The organism is Haloferula sp. (assembly GCF_049672945.1).
In the GTDB taxonomy this organism is placed as follows: domain Bacteria; phylum Verrucomicrobiota; class Verrucomicrobiia; order Verrucomicrobiales; family Akkermansiaceae; genus Haloferula.
Genome location: NZ_JBATWY010000215.1, coordinates 1 through 15,582 on the forward strand (window position 1 = coordinate 1; position 15,582 = coordinate 15,582).

The 15,582-nt window shown below is 57.7% G+C and carries 14 protein-coding genes; 4 read left to right on the forward strand and 10 right to left on the reverse strand.

Going from position 1 to position 15,582, the window contains the following annotated elements; translation table 11 throughout:
* Positions 1-132 precede the first annotated feature (132 nt).
* A complete protein-coding gene (locus tag WBG04_RS18820) occupies positions 133-837 on the reverse strand; it encodes a helix-turn-helix domain-containing protein (protein ID WP_424316261.1) in 705 nt (234 codons plus the stop codon).
* Between the two features lie 261 nt (positions 838-1,098).
* Between WBG04_RS18820 and WBG04_RS18825 the strand changes: the two genes are divergently transcribed.
* The 3 genes from WBG04_RS18825 to WBG04_RS18835 all read left to right on the forward strand — a co-directional run bounded on the left by WBG04_RS18825 (position 1,099) and on the right by WBG04_RS18835 (position 7,012).
* The gene (locus WBG04_RS18825) at positions 1,099-3,984 is read left to right on the forward strand and encodes a YiiX/YebB-like N1pC/P60 family cysteine hydrolase (RefSeq protein ID WP_424316262.1); all 2,886 of its coding nucleotides are present in this window, start codon (positions 1,099-1,101) and stop codon (positions 3,982-3,984) included.
* Between the two features lie 304 nt (positions 3,985-4,288).
* Positions 4,289-5,734, forward strand: a complete 1,446-nt coding sequence (locus tag WBG04_RS18830) for a tetratricopeptide repeat protein (protein WP_424316263.1) — start codon at positions 4,289-4,291, stop codon at positions 5,732-5,734.
* Positions 5,735-5,791: 57 nt separating this feature from the next.
* Positions 5,792-7,012, forward strand: coding sequence for a formylglycine-generating enzyme family protein (locus WBG04_RS18835; protein ID WP_424316264.1), 1,221 nt, complete (start codon positions 5,792-5,794; stop codon positions 7,010-7,012).
* Here WBG04_RS18835 and WBG04_RS18840 read toward each other — a convergent pair.
* A complete protein-coding gene (locus WBG04_RS18840) occupies positions 7,009-8,220 on the reverse strand; it encodes a hypothetical protein (protein ID WP_424316265.1) in 1,212 nt (403 codons plus the stop codon). The two genes, WBG04_RS18835 and WBG04_RS18840, sit on opposite strands and share 4 nt — an antisense overlap.
* 310 nt (positions 8,221-8,530) lie before the next feature.
* Here WBG04_RS18840 and WBG04_RS18845 point away from each other — a divergent pair, with 310 nt between their 5' ends.
* Complete coding sequence (locus WBG04_RS18845) at positions 8,531-9,100, forward strand: transposase (RefSeq protein WP_424316266.1); 570 nt, start codon at positions 8,531-8,533, stop codon at positions 9,098-9,100.
* A gap of 427 nt (positions 9,101-9,527) precedes the next feature.
* On the opposite strand, the gene WBG04_RS18850 is transcribed toward WBG04_RS18845, so the two are convergent.
* The 8 genes from WBG04_RS18850 to WBG04_RS18885 all read right to left on the reverse strand — a co-directional run bounded on the left by WBG04_RS18850 (position 9,528) and on the right by WBG04_RS18885 (position 15,377).
* Positions 9,528-11,150, reverse strand: coding sequence for an SUMF1/EgtB/PvdO family nonheme iron enzyme (locus WBG04_RS18850; protein WP_424316267.1), 1,623 nt, complete (start codon positions 11,148-11,150; stop codon positions 9,528-9,530).
* A 500-nt stretch (positions 11,151-11,650) separates the two neighbouring features.
* The gene (locus WBG04_RS18855) at positions 11,651-13,090 is read right to left on the reverse strand and encodes an IS91 family transposase (RefSeq protein WP_424316268.1); all 1,440 of its coding nucleotides are present in this window, start codon (positions 13,088-13,090) and stop codon (positions 11,651-11,653) included.
* A gap of 493 nt (positions 13,091-13,583) precedes the next feature.
* On the reverse strand, positions 13,584-14,051 hold the full coding sequence (locus WBG04_RS18860) for a hypothetical protein (protein WP_424316269.1): 468 nt from the start codon (positions 14,049-14,051) through the stop codon (positions 13,584-13,586).
* Positions 13,999-14,214, reverse strand: coding sequence for a hypothetical protein (locus WBG04_RS18865; protein ID WP_424316270.1), 216 nt, complete (start codon positions 14,212-14,214; stop codon positions 13,999-14,001). Before WBG04_RS18865 ends, WBG04_RS18860 begins: the two co-directional genes overlap by 53 nt.
* A 158-nt stretch (positions 14,215-14,372) precedes the next feature.
* Positions 14,373-14,612, reverse strand: a complete 240-nt coding sequence (locus WBG04_RS18870; RefSeq protein ID WP_424316271.1) for a pilus assembly protein HicB — start codon at positions 14,610-14,612, stop codon at positions 14,373-14,375.
* On the reverse strand, positions 14,609-14,737 hold the full coding sequence (locus WBG04_RS18875; RefSeq protein WP_424316272.1) for a hypothetical protein: 129 nt from the start codon (positions 14,735-14,737) through the stop codon (positions 14,609-14,611). Before WBG04_RS18875 ends, WBG04_RS18870 begins: the two co-directional genes overlap by 4 nt.
* A 38-nt stretch (positions 14,738-14,775) precedes the next feature.
* Positions 14,776-15,042, reverse strand: a complete 267-nt coding sequence (locus tag WBG04_RS18880) for a hypothetical protein (protein ID WP_424316273.1) — start codon at positions 15,040-15,042, stop codon at positions 14,776-14,778.
* A gap of 41 nt (positions 15,043-15,083) precedes the next feature.
* Positions 15,084-15,377, reverse strand: coding sequence for a hypothetical protein (locus tag WBG04_RS18885; RefSeq protein WP_424316274.1), 294 nt, complete (start codon positions 15,375-15,377; stop codon positions 15,084-15,086).
* Positions 15,378-15,582 lie beyond the last annotated feature (205 nt).

The following is a 15,582-nucleotide window of genomic DNA, read 5'->3' on the forward strand; positions in this document are numbered from 1 at the left end:
CCCACGCGCCATCACATGGTAGACGGCGCCAGCGGCTTCGTAGCGGAGGGGGCGAGCCATGGCAGGAAAGCTAGCGAATCCGACGCGGGGGAGTCAATGCTTGAAAAACGGGACCGACCCCTTTGAGGGGAGTCAATGCTTGAAAAACGGGACCGACCCCTTTGAGATCCACCACACGCTGAGACGACTCAGGCCGCCTGGTCCGTTGGATGCAAATGGTGCTCCATTGTCCACGCGAATGATCTCAGGAAGCCCATAGCAGCGGAATAGGGCTCGGAACTCGGCTTTCACCCATAGCGTCCGGGTCTCTTCCATCACCGCCAGTTTCAGCACCATCCGACTGTGGAGATCCGTCACGGTTAGCGGATCACAGCGGCTTCTGTCCCCCAGCGTGAACCAGCCTTTGAAATCGACTCCAAGTACATGATTCGCGTGTTCTGGCGCGGTTAGTGTGCCGCGCTCGACCTTGAAAACGGCACCACGCCTTTTACGCTCGGTAACCATCCCATTCCTTTTGAGCACTTCTCCGACGGTGCTCACTGCTGGTGGAGACTCGATGCCATGTTTTACGACCAGAAGCTCCTGGATCTTCTTAGGTCCCCAGGTCTTGTGCTTGCGCTTCTCCGAGCAGATCAGACGGGAGATCTCATCGCTCGTCCGATGGCTCGCGCTCTTTGGTGCACGGCTGCGGTCCTTGAGTCCATTGACCCCCTCAGCAGCGTGGCGCGCTACCCATTTGTGACCCGTCTTACGACTGATTCCAAATTCCCGGCACAGCTCGGCCATTCCAAATCGGTCAGTCCCATGCAGGCTGATAAATCTTAGTTTTTCGTCCATCGGTAACACGTTTTTCCAGGGCATACGCCCGTTTTAATGTGTTACCCATGTTCCGGTTAGTTTGTAACCGATGTTCCCGGTTCATACCCCCCTTGCGCGTAATAGCTGGCGAATTGCCAACCGGGGGTCTAGTGTTCAGGGATGTGATGCCTGCGTGAAACGCTTGATCAGCTTTCATGGCCCCTGCCATCACCCGGATGATTCAACCTCTTGGCGGAAACCTGACCCATGACCGGTTCGTCGCAATTTTTGGCAACTGTCTTGACCCGATTCGGAAGATTCGTCGTCTGGTTCTACTACTCTCCGGTGCGAATCATTGGCAGAGACCACATTCCGCAATCCGGCCCGTTGCTGCTGGTCGCCAACCACGCCAACTCCCTGTTCGACCCTGTGCTCGTGGGCTTGACCGCCAAACGCCGGGTTTGCTTCCTCTCCAAAGCGCCGCTCTTCCAGTCCCCCTTCCTTGCGAGGTTCATGCTCTGGATCGGCATGATCCCTGTCTACCGCCGGCAGGATGACCCCGGAAAGGCCAAATGCCGCCTGCACAGCCTTGCGGTGGCGGCCGAATCCCTCTCCACAGGGTCCGCCATCGGCATCTTTCCTGAAGGAAAATCCCATGACCAAAGAACCCTCACGGACATCTTCGGAAGTGCGGCACGCCTAGTTCAACAGGCGGTCGATGCCGGCGCCACCGATCTTAAGATCGTTCCCGTTGGCATCAACTTCTACGACAAGCGCTTGTTTCGAAGCGCCGTCTGGATCGAGGTGGGCCCCGCTTTCGATGCGACTTCAATCATCGTTGGCACTCAATCCATCGCGGACGAAAGGCGCGCCCTCACTGCGGAGATTGCCAAACACCTGCGTGAAGCGATCATCCATCTGGACGATCACAAATTGGAACCCTTTCTCGAAGATTTGGAAATTCTCGACCCCGCAACGGAATCCCCCGGCATGGAAAAAGTCTTCTCACTCCAACAGCGCAAGAACGTGGCGGATGGATTGAATTACTTCCGCAAGATCCAGCCGTCAAAAGTCGAGAGCGTCGGACGCGCCTTGGTCGTCCATCGCCTCCGGCTCAGGGATTACGAGCTGCGGGTCGGATCGGATATTCTCAATGTCAGAGGTGTTCGTCGCTTGACCACACTGCTTAGGAGAAGCATCTGGCTGACTTTCGGCCTGATCCCCGTGGTGAGCGGCGTCCTTCAAAACATCCTGCCGCTCGCCGTGGAGCGCTTGATTGTGCGAATCATCCCGCAAACGGGAGCTACCACGGTGGCCCTCTCCCGCCTGGTGGTGGCATTTCCGGTCTTCCTCCTTTGGTATGCGTTCACATGGTGGCTGATGGTGGGGTATTTCCTTCCATGGGTGGCTTGGTTCTGGGTGCTCCTGACTCCATTCGCTGGCCTCTTCGCCCTGCGCTATCTCCGCAACCTGCGCGGGTTGGCCCGCGATTGGCTGACGGAACTGCGGATGCTCTTCAGGCGGGACGCTTTGAAATCCCTACGTGCCACCCAAGAGAGGCTGCGCCAGCGCCTTGGCTCACTCAGCAAGGATTACTCGGCCATCCGCGCACCGCTGCCGATCAAGCCCCTCAGGCTCCATGAGCGCAAGGGCTTCCGTTTGGCCATTGTCACGGGACTGTTCGTGCTCATCGCGGGGTCATTTTTGATCTGCGCGGTTCGGGTGGGCTTCAGGGACTACGCCCTCGACGCACTGATCCGCCCGGCACCGGATTATCAAAAGACGGATGTTGCCAGCCTAGAGGCGCAGATCTCCGCCGATGAACGACGCCTCAGTCAGGTAATCGACAGTATGGCGACGCTCGATAAAAACGTCCTTTTGATCAAGGCGGACATCGACGCCGGGAGGTTCTCGTTTCTCAACGACTCTGACAACGATCATGTCAGTCGGCAGCTGCTCACTTATCTCAATTGTCGCCGGGAATTGCTCGAGCTGATCCTTCGCTACCGCGCCCATCGAACCATCGCCGATTCGGACTTGCGTCTCCGGGCCTCCCTCGTCGATCTCACCGCCGGATGCACCCTCTATCGCCACTCATCGCGCTTGGTTGCCATTTTTAGAGAATCGCCCGACGCAAGGCGGAAACTGAACGAAGGAGAGCCTTCATGGGGAATTCCCTCGGGGATTTACGACAACATCAGCGCCAACCTGCTAGAAGAGGCAAACCTCACACCGTTCCGCACCGCCCTTGCCGAGCATCGTGAATTGGAGGTGCTCTATGAGGCGGCAAACCTTGGCGAAACCAGTCCACAGGCAGTGTTCCACCGCATCATCCACAAGACCTCTGTCGCGCCCCCGGCGGCGTCCGGCTTCCTTGGCAGAACATTCCATGAAGCGAGCGAGCTCCGGGCCCGTGCCCTCTATCACGGGCAATCCGCTGTTTCGCGGGCGGTCGGCAACACCCGCGTCCGCGAGCGAAGCGACGGACCACGCGTCCATCCGGAGCACATTGAAAAGATCCGCTATCTGGTGAAGCCGGGAGACATTCTCCTGGAGCGGCAGGATTGGTTCCTGTCCCGCGCCTTCATGCCGGGCTACTGGGCGCATGCGGCTCTCTACATTGGCACCCCGGAAGAAGTCGAAGCGCTTGGGCTCGCCACCCATCCATGGGTTGCCCCGCACTGGGAAGAGTTCAAGCGTCTTGGGGCGGACGGTCACCAGCAGGCCATCATTGAGGCTGTCCCCGAAGGCGTGCGTTTCACAACCCTCGAACATTGCCTCGGCGTGGCGGACTCCGCGGCCGTCCTCAGACCAGCCCTCAACACCGAGTCCGATATCAGCGAGGCCATTACCCGCGCATTCCACCACCTCGGGAAATCCTACGACTTTGAATTCGATTTCTTCAGCGCAGACAAACTGGTCTGCACCGAACTCGTGGTCCGCGCCTATGCCGAATGCCCTCACCTCGACTTCCCGCTTGTCAATGTAATGGGTCGTCAGACTTTGCCGCCCACCGAGATCGCCCGTAAATTTTCAAGCGATCGCCGGCAGCTGGATCCACAATTGGAACTTCTGATCTTCCTTGATGGCCATGCCCATCAGGAACAGGCCGCCGAAGGCGATGCCGATGCATTCGTTTCCACGATTGATCGCCCTGGCATGACTTGGTTCAACTCATTGAATTGACCGGCGAAGAGCGGCGAAAGGCAGGGTTCGGTAGACCGGAAGAATTCCTTCAATATTCAAGGCGCGACGAGGAAACGAATCGAATTTCACGAACACCTGTCTCCCGGATCAACTTCATCTTGTTTCCTATTGAAAGCAGAGTACCATCACAGGTTGTAGTCTACCAATCCGGATTCCCCAAAAGGCACGAGTCGAGAAAATGCTATATTAAGGGAAAAGTGACCGTATTGCCGGCGAACGCAGACCAGCCACATGGACGGAAAGTTTGCCATGGTCGGATTAAGCAATTCGCAAATCATATGCCATGAACCACAAGTCCTACTCAAGGGCGCTTATCGCCTTGGCACTAATCTTCGTGCCAGTGCCCGACTTCTCGGGGTCAGGGATTCAGTTTGCTCCGATGAGCATCTTGCTTTTCCAGACCGTTAAGCTCGGATTCGAGGTGGCTGACGCGCCCACTGACCTAGGCATCAAGGCCATCTATTTGATCAGTTTCGCGGGGATGGTCGTATACTCCCTGATTTGTGGAGCCATCATTGTGGCGATTTTCAGGAAGCTGGATCGGTGGACTTCGAGCATCAAGAGCCCAAAACTGAAGAGAGCGGCAGCGACCGCTCTGCTCTGTCTGCCGGTAGCGGTCACCCTCGCTCCGATTTACCGGTGGGACCAGGCACCTCCTAAGAACCTGTGGATGGCAATCCGTGGCGAATTCGCCCGCAAGCAGGTCAGAGATCGTGACAGCCGTTTGTCGATGGAAGACTTCAAACATCGCCAAAGAGCTGAAGGCATGTTCTCCAATGCCGAAAGTCTGGTGAGGCAGGGGAAGTCTGCGGAGGCAGAGCACCTCTACCGCGAGACCCTGGAACTGGAACGGGCCAAATATCGAGCTGAGGATCATGAAGATGGGAAAGATCATACCGCGCTTTCCCTTAGAGGTTTGGCGTGGAACCTTCATCAGCTGGGCAAATACGAGGAGGCCGAGTCCACCATGCGGGAGGCGGTTGCGATCTCGAAAAATGCGGAATATCACGCCAGTTTGGCGGAACTTCTGAGTTTGCAGGGCAAGCACGATGACGCCGAGTCCGCCATGCGGGAGGCGGTTGCGATCATGAAGCGGTCACTGAAGGAGGGTAGGAGGCAGGGTTTTCGTGTGGACAACGAGCAGAAATATCTTCGCGAGTTGGCCGAGCTTCTGAGTTTGCATGCCAAGCACGACGAGGCGGAGGCCCTTCTCAGGGAGATCTTCGATCAAAACCCGAGAATCACGATTTCGGTGAATGATCTAGCGGAGGAATTGCGACGGGGTGGGAAGTTCACCGAGGCCGAATACCTCTGCCGGGAGGCGATCGTAATGCTGGATCTTTCCGGGGAAGGTTATTGGACCGAACTCAATCGCCTTACCATCTACATCACACAGGCATGCATCCTGAGGGATCAGGGGAAATACATTGAGGCGGATGCGCTCTTCGAACAGTTGCTTGCCGCCTACAACGGGAATCCGAACGTAGCCGTGCCAGTGGAATTGTCGAGTGGGTATGCGGAGTCGCTCGTCATACAGGGACAGTTCGCCCGGGCGCTTCCGCTTGCCGGTCAGGTTCTCGAGTTTCGAGAAAAATCGTCGATTCCTGGATTCCGGGCCCTGGCTGAAGCACTGGATTCCTTGGCCGGCATCCATACCGCTCTTGGGAATACCAAAGATGCAGAATCGTTGGCCACACGTGCCACGATGCTGCGCGGGAAAAGTCCGTGAATTAGAATCAATTAACCGTCTAGCAGTTGACTCCCAAACGTCCTGACCATGATGCCCATGAAAGCGAAAACCAAAGCCCTGCTCGTATTCAGCATTCTCGTCGCGATTGGTCAGACCGCAGGATCGGAGGCGGCCTCGCCGGGTGTCTCCAACATCACAGTCACCCAGCGGGCGGACACCAAGCTGGTGGACATCCGCTACGATTTGGCGGCGGACACGCCGACGGTGGTGATTGCGCTGGAAATCTCCCGTGATGACGGGGTGACCTTCAGCGCACCAACTACTGCCGTGACCGGAGATATCGGTGCAAATATCGCGGTAGGCACCGGCAAGACCATGACTTGGGACGCCGGGGTCGGTAGGGGCCAGCAATACAGCCCGCAGACGCGCTTCCGGGTGATTGCCGATGGAGCGCTCACTCCCTCAGGCTTTTCGCTGATTCCTGCAGGCACATTTACCATGGGCGATTACTTGATGGGAGGAGGGGGTGAACATGTAGTGACGCTGAGCGCCTTCTACATGGGGCAGAAGGAGGTGACCAAGTCCGAATGGGATAAGGTGTGGATCTGGGCGCAGGCCAATGGCTATAGACTGGCTAAGGGTGGGGGCGATGTGGAGAACAGCTCGGTGCATTCGATTTCCTGGTACGACGCCATGCTTTGGTGCAATGCCCGTAGCGAGATGGAGGGACTGGCTCCCTGCTACACGATTTCCGGAGCAACTATCAAAGAGGGCGAAAGTTTCGACGTGGACTGCGACTGGACTGCGAATGGCTACCGCTTGCCAAGCGAGGCGGAGTGGGAACGGGCGGCACGTGGCAGCTTGAGCGGGAAACCGTTCCCGAGGGGCGACACCATTAACCATCGCCATGCAAATGACCGAGCGGACGGCAGCGTCGACCTTGCCCTTGATACGAGCGGATCCACGGCAGATATCCAACAACCCACCCCGAATGAGGGTAGTCCCGACAGTTCGCATGATATTCCCTTCATCTCCTCGACAAACGGCGACGGCCTGCATGACATGGCAGGCAACCTATGGGAATGGTGCTGGGACAATTATGGAGCCTATCCGATGGAAGCGCAGACGGACCCACGGGGGCCTGCATTGGACAAGATTCCAAGGTGGCTCATGGGGATCCGGGAGATCCGGGTGATCCGGGGCGGCGGCGATGGGACCGACGTTGGCCGCTTCCGCGCCGCGAACCGCAGCTACGAAAGGGCGGGATCTAGGAAAAACGGATGGGGATTCCGGCTGGCCCGAAGTTTAGGACCCTAGTTGATCCAGAATGCCATGCCGAAGAACTGACCTTGGAACCCACGGAGAATACGATCCCAATTGTTTCGGTCGGAAAGCGGCCCGTATTCAAGATAGGGAAGGGCCCCACGACCCTGAATCCACTGCACGAGATCGAGAGGGGAGGGTTCTTCAAAAACTTTGCGCAAATTGATGCCTTTGCCATCGAAGCGCCAGTGCGGAATGAGGATTCGGCCATCAAGAATTCCTTCATACTCCCTGAGAAACAACTCCCATGAATCCACCATCTCGGAGGTGATCGGAACTTGCGTGACCGACGACTGCTTCGGGGAAGGCAGCCATTCGTTGCGGTCATCGGTTTCCGCAAGAATGGCCTTCCACATCGTACGGCTCGAACTGCTCATATTGATGAAATGGAGGCGCGCGTTCTTCAATCGATCCGGTTCGGTGACATCCAGGCTGACGGCATGAACCGCTGCAATGAGATCTGCGAATTTATCATAGCTCCTCCACCTCCTTTCATTTGCAACGCCTGGTTCCCCGAGGACACGGCCCATGGCGGTATCCACATCGCGAAACAGGGCATGGCCGATGGCTTCGAACACCGGATTGGTATCATGGGCAAGCAAGAGGTCGCTGATTCCGAGCAGGATCTGGGTGTAACCCTGCAGCCAGTAGGCATCGCCGAGGTCAAAATCAATGAGTAGCGGTTTTCCCGATCTCATCTGCTGATTGAGATCGGGACGATAAACGGAAAACAAGGTATGCATCCAATCATCATCGTCGAGTGTTCCGTCTCCATTGAAATCGATTCGAATGCTTGTCACATCCAAGGGCAACTGGAAGTCATTCCCCTCAAGCGCTCCAAGCGAGGTTTCGATCTCATGGAGGTCGAGATGAAACCGGGCGATGACGTTTCTGATGTGTTCATTGGTCGCAGGCTCCGGATGGGGATTGACGGGTACCGGCAGGCGTAGGATCGGAATATCGTCCGCAAACGAGGCGTGGATGCCATATCGATAAAACCCCTGGCTGGTCCGTTCCACGGCGGCGAGAAGCTGCGCCACACTCCTAGAGAATCGAGCCTCGTCGGTGCTCGGGTCGGCAAAGTAGGCGATCGCATCGCCGTGTTTGCCAGCGTTGAGAAAGCCTTGAAGTTTTCCAACGTCCGCAATGGCGCTGGTGGCAAAGGCGAGTACCAGGAACGGGATGGTGAAGATTCGTTTCATGAAAACAGAGTATCACCAAAACAAGCGCGACAGTTAATCGAATTTCCAAATCGATTCATCGAGCTGAGCGATGGCCGACTGCTGGGAGATTGCATTTTCAGGGGCCGACCAATGGAGGTCCTCCGGCTGGGGTTGGTGGGGGCAATAAGGGCAAGTGAAAGGGGTCGGTCCCGGAAAATGAAAGGTGAAAGGGGTCGGTCCCGGAAAACGACGGTTGATGAAAGGGGTCGGTCCTGAAAGGGGTCTGAAAGGGGTCGGTCCCGGAAAACGACGGTTGACGGATTCTGATGTCACGGGCTAAGTGTGAGGTATGGCACGTCCCCTTCGATACGAAGCTGCTGGAGCGGTTTACCACATCATGGCTCGCGGTGAGGGTGGGAAGGATGTGTTTGAGGACGAGGTGGATCGCACGGTGTGGTTGGCGAGATTGGGTGAGGTCTGCGGGAGCTACGGCTGGCGGGTGCACGCCTATGTGATGATGGGGAATCATTTCCATCTGCTGCTGGAGACTCCGGAGGCGAACCTGGTGGCGGGGATGAAGTGGTTCATGGGGGTGTTTTCGCAGGGCTGGAACCGTCGTCGGAAGCGGCTCGGGCATGTGTTCCAGGGTCGCTACAAGGCGGTGGTGGTGAATGGTGAGGGCAGCGGCGAGTATTTCCGAATCGTGGCGGACTACATCCATCTCAACCCCGTGCGGATCGGCTGGGTGGGAGGAAGGAGCCGGAAGGCGCTCAATTCGTGGCGTTGGAGTAGTTTTCCGAATTACTCGGGGCGAAAGTCGCCGGATTGGTTGGTGACGGATAGGGTGCTGATTGCTAGGAAATCGCTTTTTCAGGGGCCGGCTGCTGGAGCCCCAACGGCCGGGGTTGGAGGGGGTTGAATCGGGCCGAAGTAAGTGGTCCAAGTTTCCCTGGGAACATCCGTGATGAGTCCCCCGCAATCGGCCCACGCGCCCCAACCGCCGTTTTCCTCGGATGGGCCCTGCCATTGGTTGGCCGTGACGGTGCATTCGAAATCTGCGACGGCCTTGGTAGGAACTTGGAAGGCAGCAATAAGCAGGGGGGCGCATTTCAAAACAAGCCGGGACAAAGGTTCATCTTTCATTCTGATCGGGGGATTCGAGTGACGAGGATGCGGGGAGAGTCTCCAGATTTCTAGCAACGTCGAAGTCCTCTCACACCTGCCCGGGGGCGAGGCTCCGACTGTGGGTTGAGGGTTGAATGGTCATGACGGATTGAACTCGCGGCGGGGCAGGTGTTGAGTGACGCCTTGTACTGCAATAGAGTTTCCTTTGTTAGAGTCAGGGGCTATTCAGACTCCTCGACCCAGAAGAAGCCCCGAGAACTATCCAATGATTCCCCGTCGAAAGGTAGGTCAATGATCCCTCCGGTTCCCATCCGCTGATCGCCTTGCTGAACTGCTGTCGAGGGATTCAGATCGATCGAGGCCTTCATTGTGTAAGTTCGCCCCGGGCGGGTTCGTACAGTGATGAAACCGGCTTTTTCCGTTGAGAACTGCGCGTTCGTGCGCTCCGCCAAAGGCTTGTCATCTGCCACCTGCAGCTGAACCTTGAAATTGTCGACCAGCACGCGAACAGTCTGCGTCATGGTAACATGGTGTTCGTTCGAAGAGAAATCGTACTCTTGTGATGGCAAGGTCTGTATGTCCAGGCCGAAGCGGACCGGATCCGTCCCGTCAAAATCCGCGTTGTCGATATCGTCCTCGCTGAAGACGAATTCCATGCTCACCCAATCCTGGGCGCTCGATACGTCGACCCAATTCGCGTTGCCTTTCCCTAGCCTTGGGCGAACCAAGGCGCCCTCGGGCAAGTCGCCAGCGTAATCCTCGTCCCGGATGCCCCCGTTGGGAACCATAACGTCAAAAGTAACCCGAACCAACTCGATCGTTCCCTCGGTGGCAGGCGTCCAGGAAGATTCCTGCCGATTGTCCATCACCGCGGAGTCGAAGATATTGACAACGTAACTATACTCGCCGAACTCATCGACGTATCGCTGCGTATATTCGTGGCTAATTTCCAGACACGCCGCTGGGTTCCCACCTTGGGAGAGGAATTGCGCCCCGATTACCATTAACTCCTCCGGATTGGGAACCCCGAGAACTGAGCCCTCAAAATGGATCAGATTCGCGGCATCGAAATTGTCTTCGATGAAAGTGAACCCATTGGTCAGAGCCGGAGACGGCTCCACCTTGGCTACACGAAAACCAATATCTCCATACGTCACATTCGGCAAAATATTCCCTGTGCGACCGGAGCTAATCTGAAAAGCATCACTAAGCCAACTCCCACCAATTACTAGTCTGGGTCCTGTTGCTGATTCCACTCCGAGTGGACGTTGCTCCAGAGCCTCGGAGACGTTACCGCTCATTCCGACTACTTTGTAGTGGTTCCCCTTGCTGCCGATCAGGGCACCTGCATTATAATTCCCGGCTGCATAAACAGGGACCGGGGGCGGAGGCCAGTCGACAGGAACAGTTTCTGGAGGATCATAGATTGCTTCAGTGCGGTCTGCCCACGGTATCCAACGGGGATTTGGAACTACGTCATACCCAGTAGCGAAATCAGAATAGTTATTCTCGGTCCCGCTGTAGAATGCCGCCTTGTACCACTCATCGAGATTCGGTAAAACATATCGCGCGTATCGGTTGCGAAGGTTGTTTGAAGGATTAAATCCGAGATCACCCAGCTTCCAAAGTGCATTGGCGTGTAAAGGGCTGTAGCCTGGTTCTCCTGGTTGGAATGAAAATTTGTATGCTGGTGGGAACCCCTCCCTGGTGTTTAGCCAGTTTGCGAACCGCGCCATCTGATACCATGTCAACCCGGTGGCCGGGTGGTCGTCACTCAAGTTCTCTGCCTCGAAGGAATAGATTGGAAGCGCCAGTCCAGCCTCGGAATTGGCAAGTCGGATCATTCGCCACGGAACTTCATATGCGCCAATTTGGTAGTGATATGATACCGACCCAGCGCCCTGCGTGTGATAAGATCCTGAACTTCCTGTGTCCGGGGGATTGTTGGGATCGCCCACCGAAACAAAGCCGAAATCGCTTGGTGCTGCTCTTGCGGCAGTGATCGCTATTAGGGGCGCACAGTAGAGTATCGCTGCAAGCACGCCGGGTGACTTATTGATTGGTCTCATGAGTATCATTGCTAGGAAATCGCTTTTTCAGGGGCCGGCTGCTGGAGCCCCAACGGCCGGGGTTGGAGGGGGTTGCGGGGGAGGAAGGGGCTCGGGGAAACGCTGAAATTCTGAAGAACTGAAATGCTGAAATGGGAATTCTGGCCGCGCGGCCTCAATAGGAGCCCGGAACCGGCATTTCTGGCGGCTTGATGCATGGCGAGAGCATGGGAATCCTGCTCCGCGACGTCAAGAACGCGGCGGCACTCGAAAGATGCCGGCTGAAGCCGGCGCTCCTATGGGAACTCGTCGGGCGGAGCCGGATCGGCATCGAGGACAAGGATGCGCTCGTCGTCTAGCGGGAGTTCCGGAGCCTGCCATTCGACTTGCGCAGAGCGGGCCGACGAAGATGCGAACTGACGCCGCCGCTCCCACGGAAGCGGCTCCATCGGAAGCGGCTCCATGGTGTCGATGTCGTACGGCGGATCGGGGGGTGGCGGAATGTCGAGGATGCCCTCCCACATCCCGTGGAGGCGGAGGAAGAACTGGATTTCCTCTGGGCGCTGGAGGCGGCCACGGGGCCTCATGAGGCCCCTGCAACAGGGGCAAATGAGAGGATCCGCTCCCCAGACTTGCAGGATGAGATTCCGCCAGAGCGGACGGAGGTTGCGGGCGCTGCGCTTGGGAGGTGCGGGGACGGTATGGGGTGCGGCGGGATCGATGGTGGGTCTCCACGGTCGGACTTCGAGGCCGCGGGATTTGTTCGAGTAGCGGCCGTAGTAGCGGATGGTGTGTTGGTTTTTCGGCGGGATGTGCTCGACGGCGGCGGCGAGGAAGCCGGTGGCGGTGAAGACTTGGAAGTTGCGCTTGGTGCGCCAACTGGTGCGGGAGCGGTAGATGACGCGCTTGGTTTTCTCGATCCAGGTGATCTTTTCCAAGGAGAAGGGCGCGCGGAGTAAGTATTCGGCGAGTTGCTGGCGGCCGACGGCAGTGCGGACGGGTCGTGTGCCGGCATCGAGGCTGAAGCCGCTGTGTTTCCAGGCGAGAAGCTGCCGGAGCTTCTTTTCGCTGATGAGCTTTTCGGCGCGAAGGACGGCGAGAAAGCGGTGGCGGAAGAGTTCCGCAAGGGGCTCGAGGGATTCGACGGGAAGTTCGTGGAAGGTGCCGTCTCGGTCGTAAAGGCCGGTGGCGGCGAGGACGTGGAGGTGCGGGTGGAAGACGAGGTAGTCGCCGAAGGTCTGGACGGCGGCGACGGCGGCGAGTTGGCCGTCGGGGAGTTCGAGACGGGTGCGGAACCAATCGCGCAGGGTTTCGATGGAAGTGCGGAAGAGCAGGTCGAGGAGGTGGCGTCGCTTGCGGAAGATGCCGCGCAGGGGCCGGGGCATGGTGAAGACGAACTGGCGGTGGGGAACGTCGTGGCAGAGGGTGTGGCCGATCCAGTGGCCAGTGGAGCGGACGCGGCGCTGATGGCAGGAGGGGCAGAAGTGGCGACCCTTGCAGGTAAAGGCGAGGAGCTTTTCGTGGCCGCAATCGGGGCACTGGAGACGGGTGAAACCAGCGGAGAGGTCGCCGCAGCGGTAGAAGTGATCGACGACGGCGACCGTGTCGCGGCGGAGGGGACCGTGGGCCTTGCGGTGACAGTGTTCGTAGGTGGCGAGGAATTCGCCCCAGGCGTGGTGGAGGATTTGCCACAGGGGCGAGGCGCGGGGACGGCGGGGGCGGTAGACGGAGGGCATAGAGAGTGTTCATAAGAACATTACTCGTGCAGGGCAAGATCGGGCGGGATGGATCGGATGGGTTGGATTTCCGGATCGATGGAAGGTCAGGAGCACGCTTGGGATCTCTTGGCGCTTTCGCGGACGACGGCTTGGAAGCGGGCTGGTGAAGTCGGGGCCCATGTGGTCGGGCATGGACGCAACACCGTTGGTGTTGGGGGCGTGGGATGGCGATTTCCCAGGGTAGGCGTCGCGTCGCTCCGCCAACCCTGGGCTGAATGACGTAAGCCCTTTGGGCTAGTAGAGATGAGGTAAGTGAACTGGAGAGTTCCTTGTAAATTGACACCCGAGCACTGCGCAATCATCGGCTGAAGCACGTCCCAAACGTTCCCAGTCACTTTCACCTGCCCCTCCGCCGTCGGGTGGATGCCGGCGGGTTCGTTGAGGTTTTCGACGTTGCCGACGCCTTCGAGGAGGAAGGGGATGAGGGTGGATTTCCGGGCGGGTGGAAGACTCAGGCGGAATCGCTGTCCGGTTCGGGGGTCGCCCGTTTGAGTTCCTCAAGATCGGCGAGGTCCTGGGGGCGGCCTGCAGTTTCTTTGGCGGTCATCAGGTCCGCCTTGCCGAGGTAGGGAACGAGGATTCCTTCCTCTTCAGAACGCTTTCGGTTCTCCCAGCAGGGTGCGAACTCAAGCCCCGGGATCGAGGTCAACAAGTCGATCTCACATGGCGGGACGCCGACACTGAATTGGGTGCCGGGTTCGGCGAAGTCAGACTCATCCAATCCTATGAGTGGAAGGCCAAAGCTCTGAAAGGCTCGCATGAGCTTTCGAGCGTTCTCCTGCGTCGGCTCAATCCAGAGATCAAGATCCTTGGTGTAGCGAGGTTGCGCGTAGTGGATGACCGCATAACCACCGACGACGAGAAACCTAACTTGCTCGTCTACGAAGATTCGTAACAGATCTTTGAAGTCGGAGTTCATCAGGATTCACGCCTTTTTTACTGACCCAATAGTCCACCACCAATTCCCACGCGGCTTTTCGGCGTTCGGCTCCGGAGACGGCCTGCCAGTCGAGGACCTGCTGGCGCCGCTGCTCCTCGAATGAGGAGAACTTGCGGATGGTCCAGTGGGAGCGGTCGGGCATGGTTCTGAGTAAAAAGCAAAAAGTGCCGAGTGGAAAGTGAGGAAGAAAGGCGGGCAGTCATCGACATGTCGGGCGAACGAGTGTCAGCCCTCCTTTTCGGACGGGCGGGAGTGCTCGTCCCTACCTACTGAAAGGAGTCAGCCCCGGAAGACGAGGGTTCATGCGGCTGCGAAGTCGAGATCTTTGGTGATGCGGACGGTTGGCTCGGGGAGTGGGGTGCCGTTGGTTGTGCGATGTTGGATTTCGTCCCGAACGATGGCGCATAGGTCGGCGTAGCAGGCTTCCTCAGAGTCGGAATGGCAGACACCCGCTAGGTAGAGATCGGGGCAGTAGCCGATGTAGCAGGAGTCCTCAGCGGACCAGCGGACGAAGCGGTGATAGCGGTCTTCCGGTTTCATGGTTGGGTGGTGACGACCTTACCGTCTTTCCAGGAAAGCAGGGGCAGATTCCAGCGTTTGTGCTCGGCTCTGAGCTCCTTGGCCATGGTTTTGGCTGCGGCTTGGCCTCGTTGGACAGCGGTCATTGGCTGAGGCTTAGCCTTGGTTTCGCTCGATTTACTCTTCATAGGCGCGATTTAAGTTCGTCCAATGTGGAGTTTTCGGAACTCATGATCAAGCTCGGAGGCTTGTTGCGGTTGTCCCACACTTGCCAACTGTCCGCCAAGGGACCGTAGAGATGAATGAGGTTGGTGAGGCTTCGGGTGAAGCGACGACGCACATCCGCGTCCGGAATGGGATGACCACCTTTCTTCACCCGCTGGTGGATGCGCTTGATCGCCAACTCGGGGGACGGAATCCACAAGTAGTGCAGCTCAATCTCGTAGCCCATCGCTATGGCCTGTTTGAGGAGCTTGATATGGGTGATTCCGCTCAGGGTGCTCTCGAGGCCGAATGACTCAGGGGCCTTGAGACATCCTTGGATTTCCCGAAGTAGGAGTTTTCCTGCTTTGAGGGAGACGGTGTGGGGAGTGAGAGGAGAAAGGCCTCGGGCAAGCTCGTCGGCGTTGAGGAAACGAGGGATCGGGTCGAGTTGGCGGAGGTAGGCGCGGGCGAAGGAGGTTTTCCCTGACTAAAGGTGTGTCCTTTTTTACACGTACCGCCCTCGCCACGCGCCATCACATGGTAGATCGCGCCAGCGGCTTCGTAGCGGTGGAGGCGGGCCATGGCAGGAAAGCTAGCGAATCCAACCCGAACCGGTTAATGCTTGAAAAACGGGACCGACCCTTTGCACAGGGCACCATCCGAGTAACAGTTTAGCTGATTTCAGGGATGTTTTGTTCAGTCTTTCGTCGGTTTTTCGCTTTTCACTGCATTTTTCGCTTTTGTTTTGGAGTAAACAGGCGTTTACCTACGCCTGTTACTTTCAAAC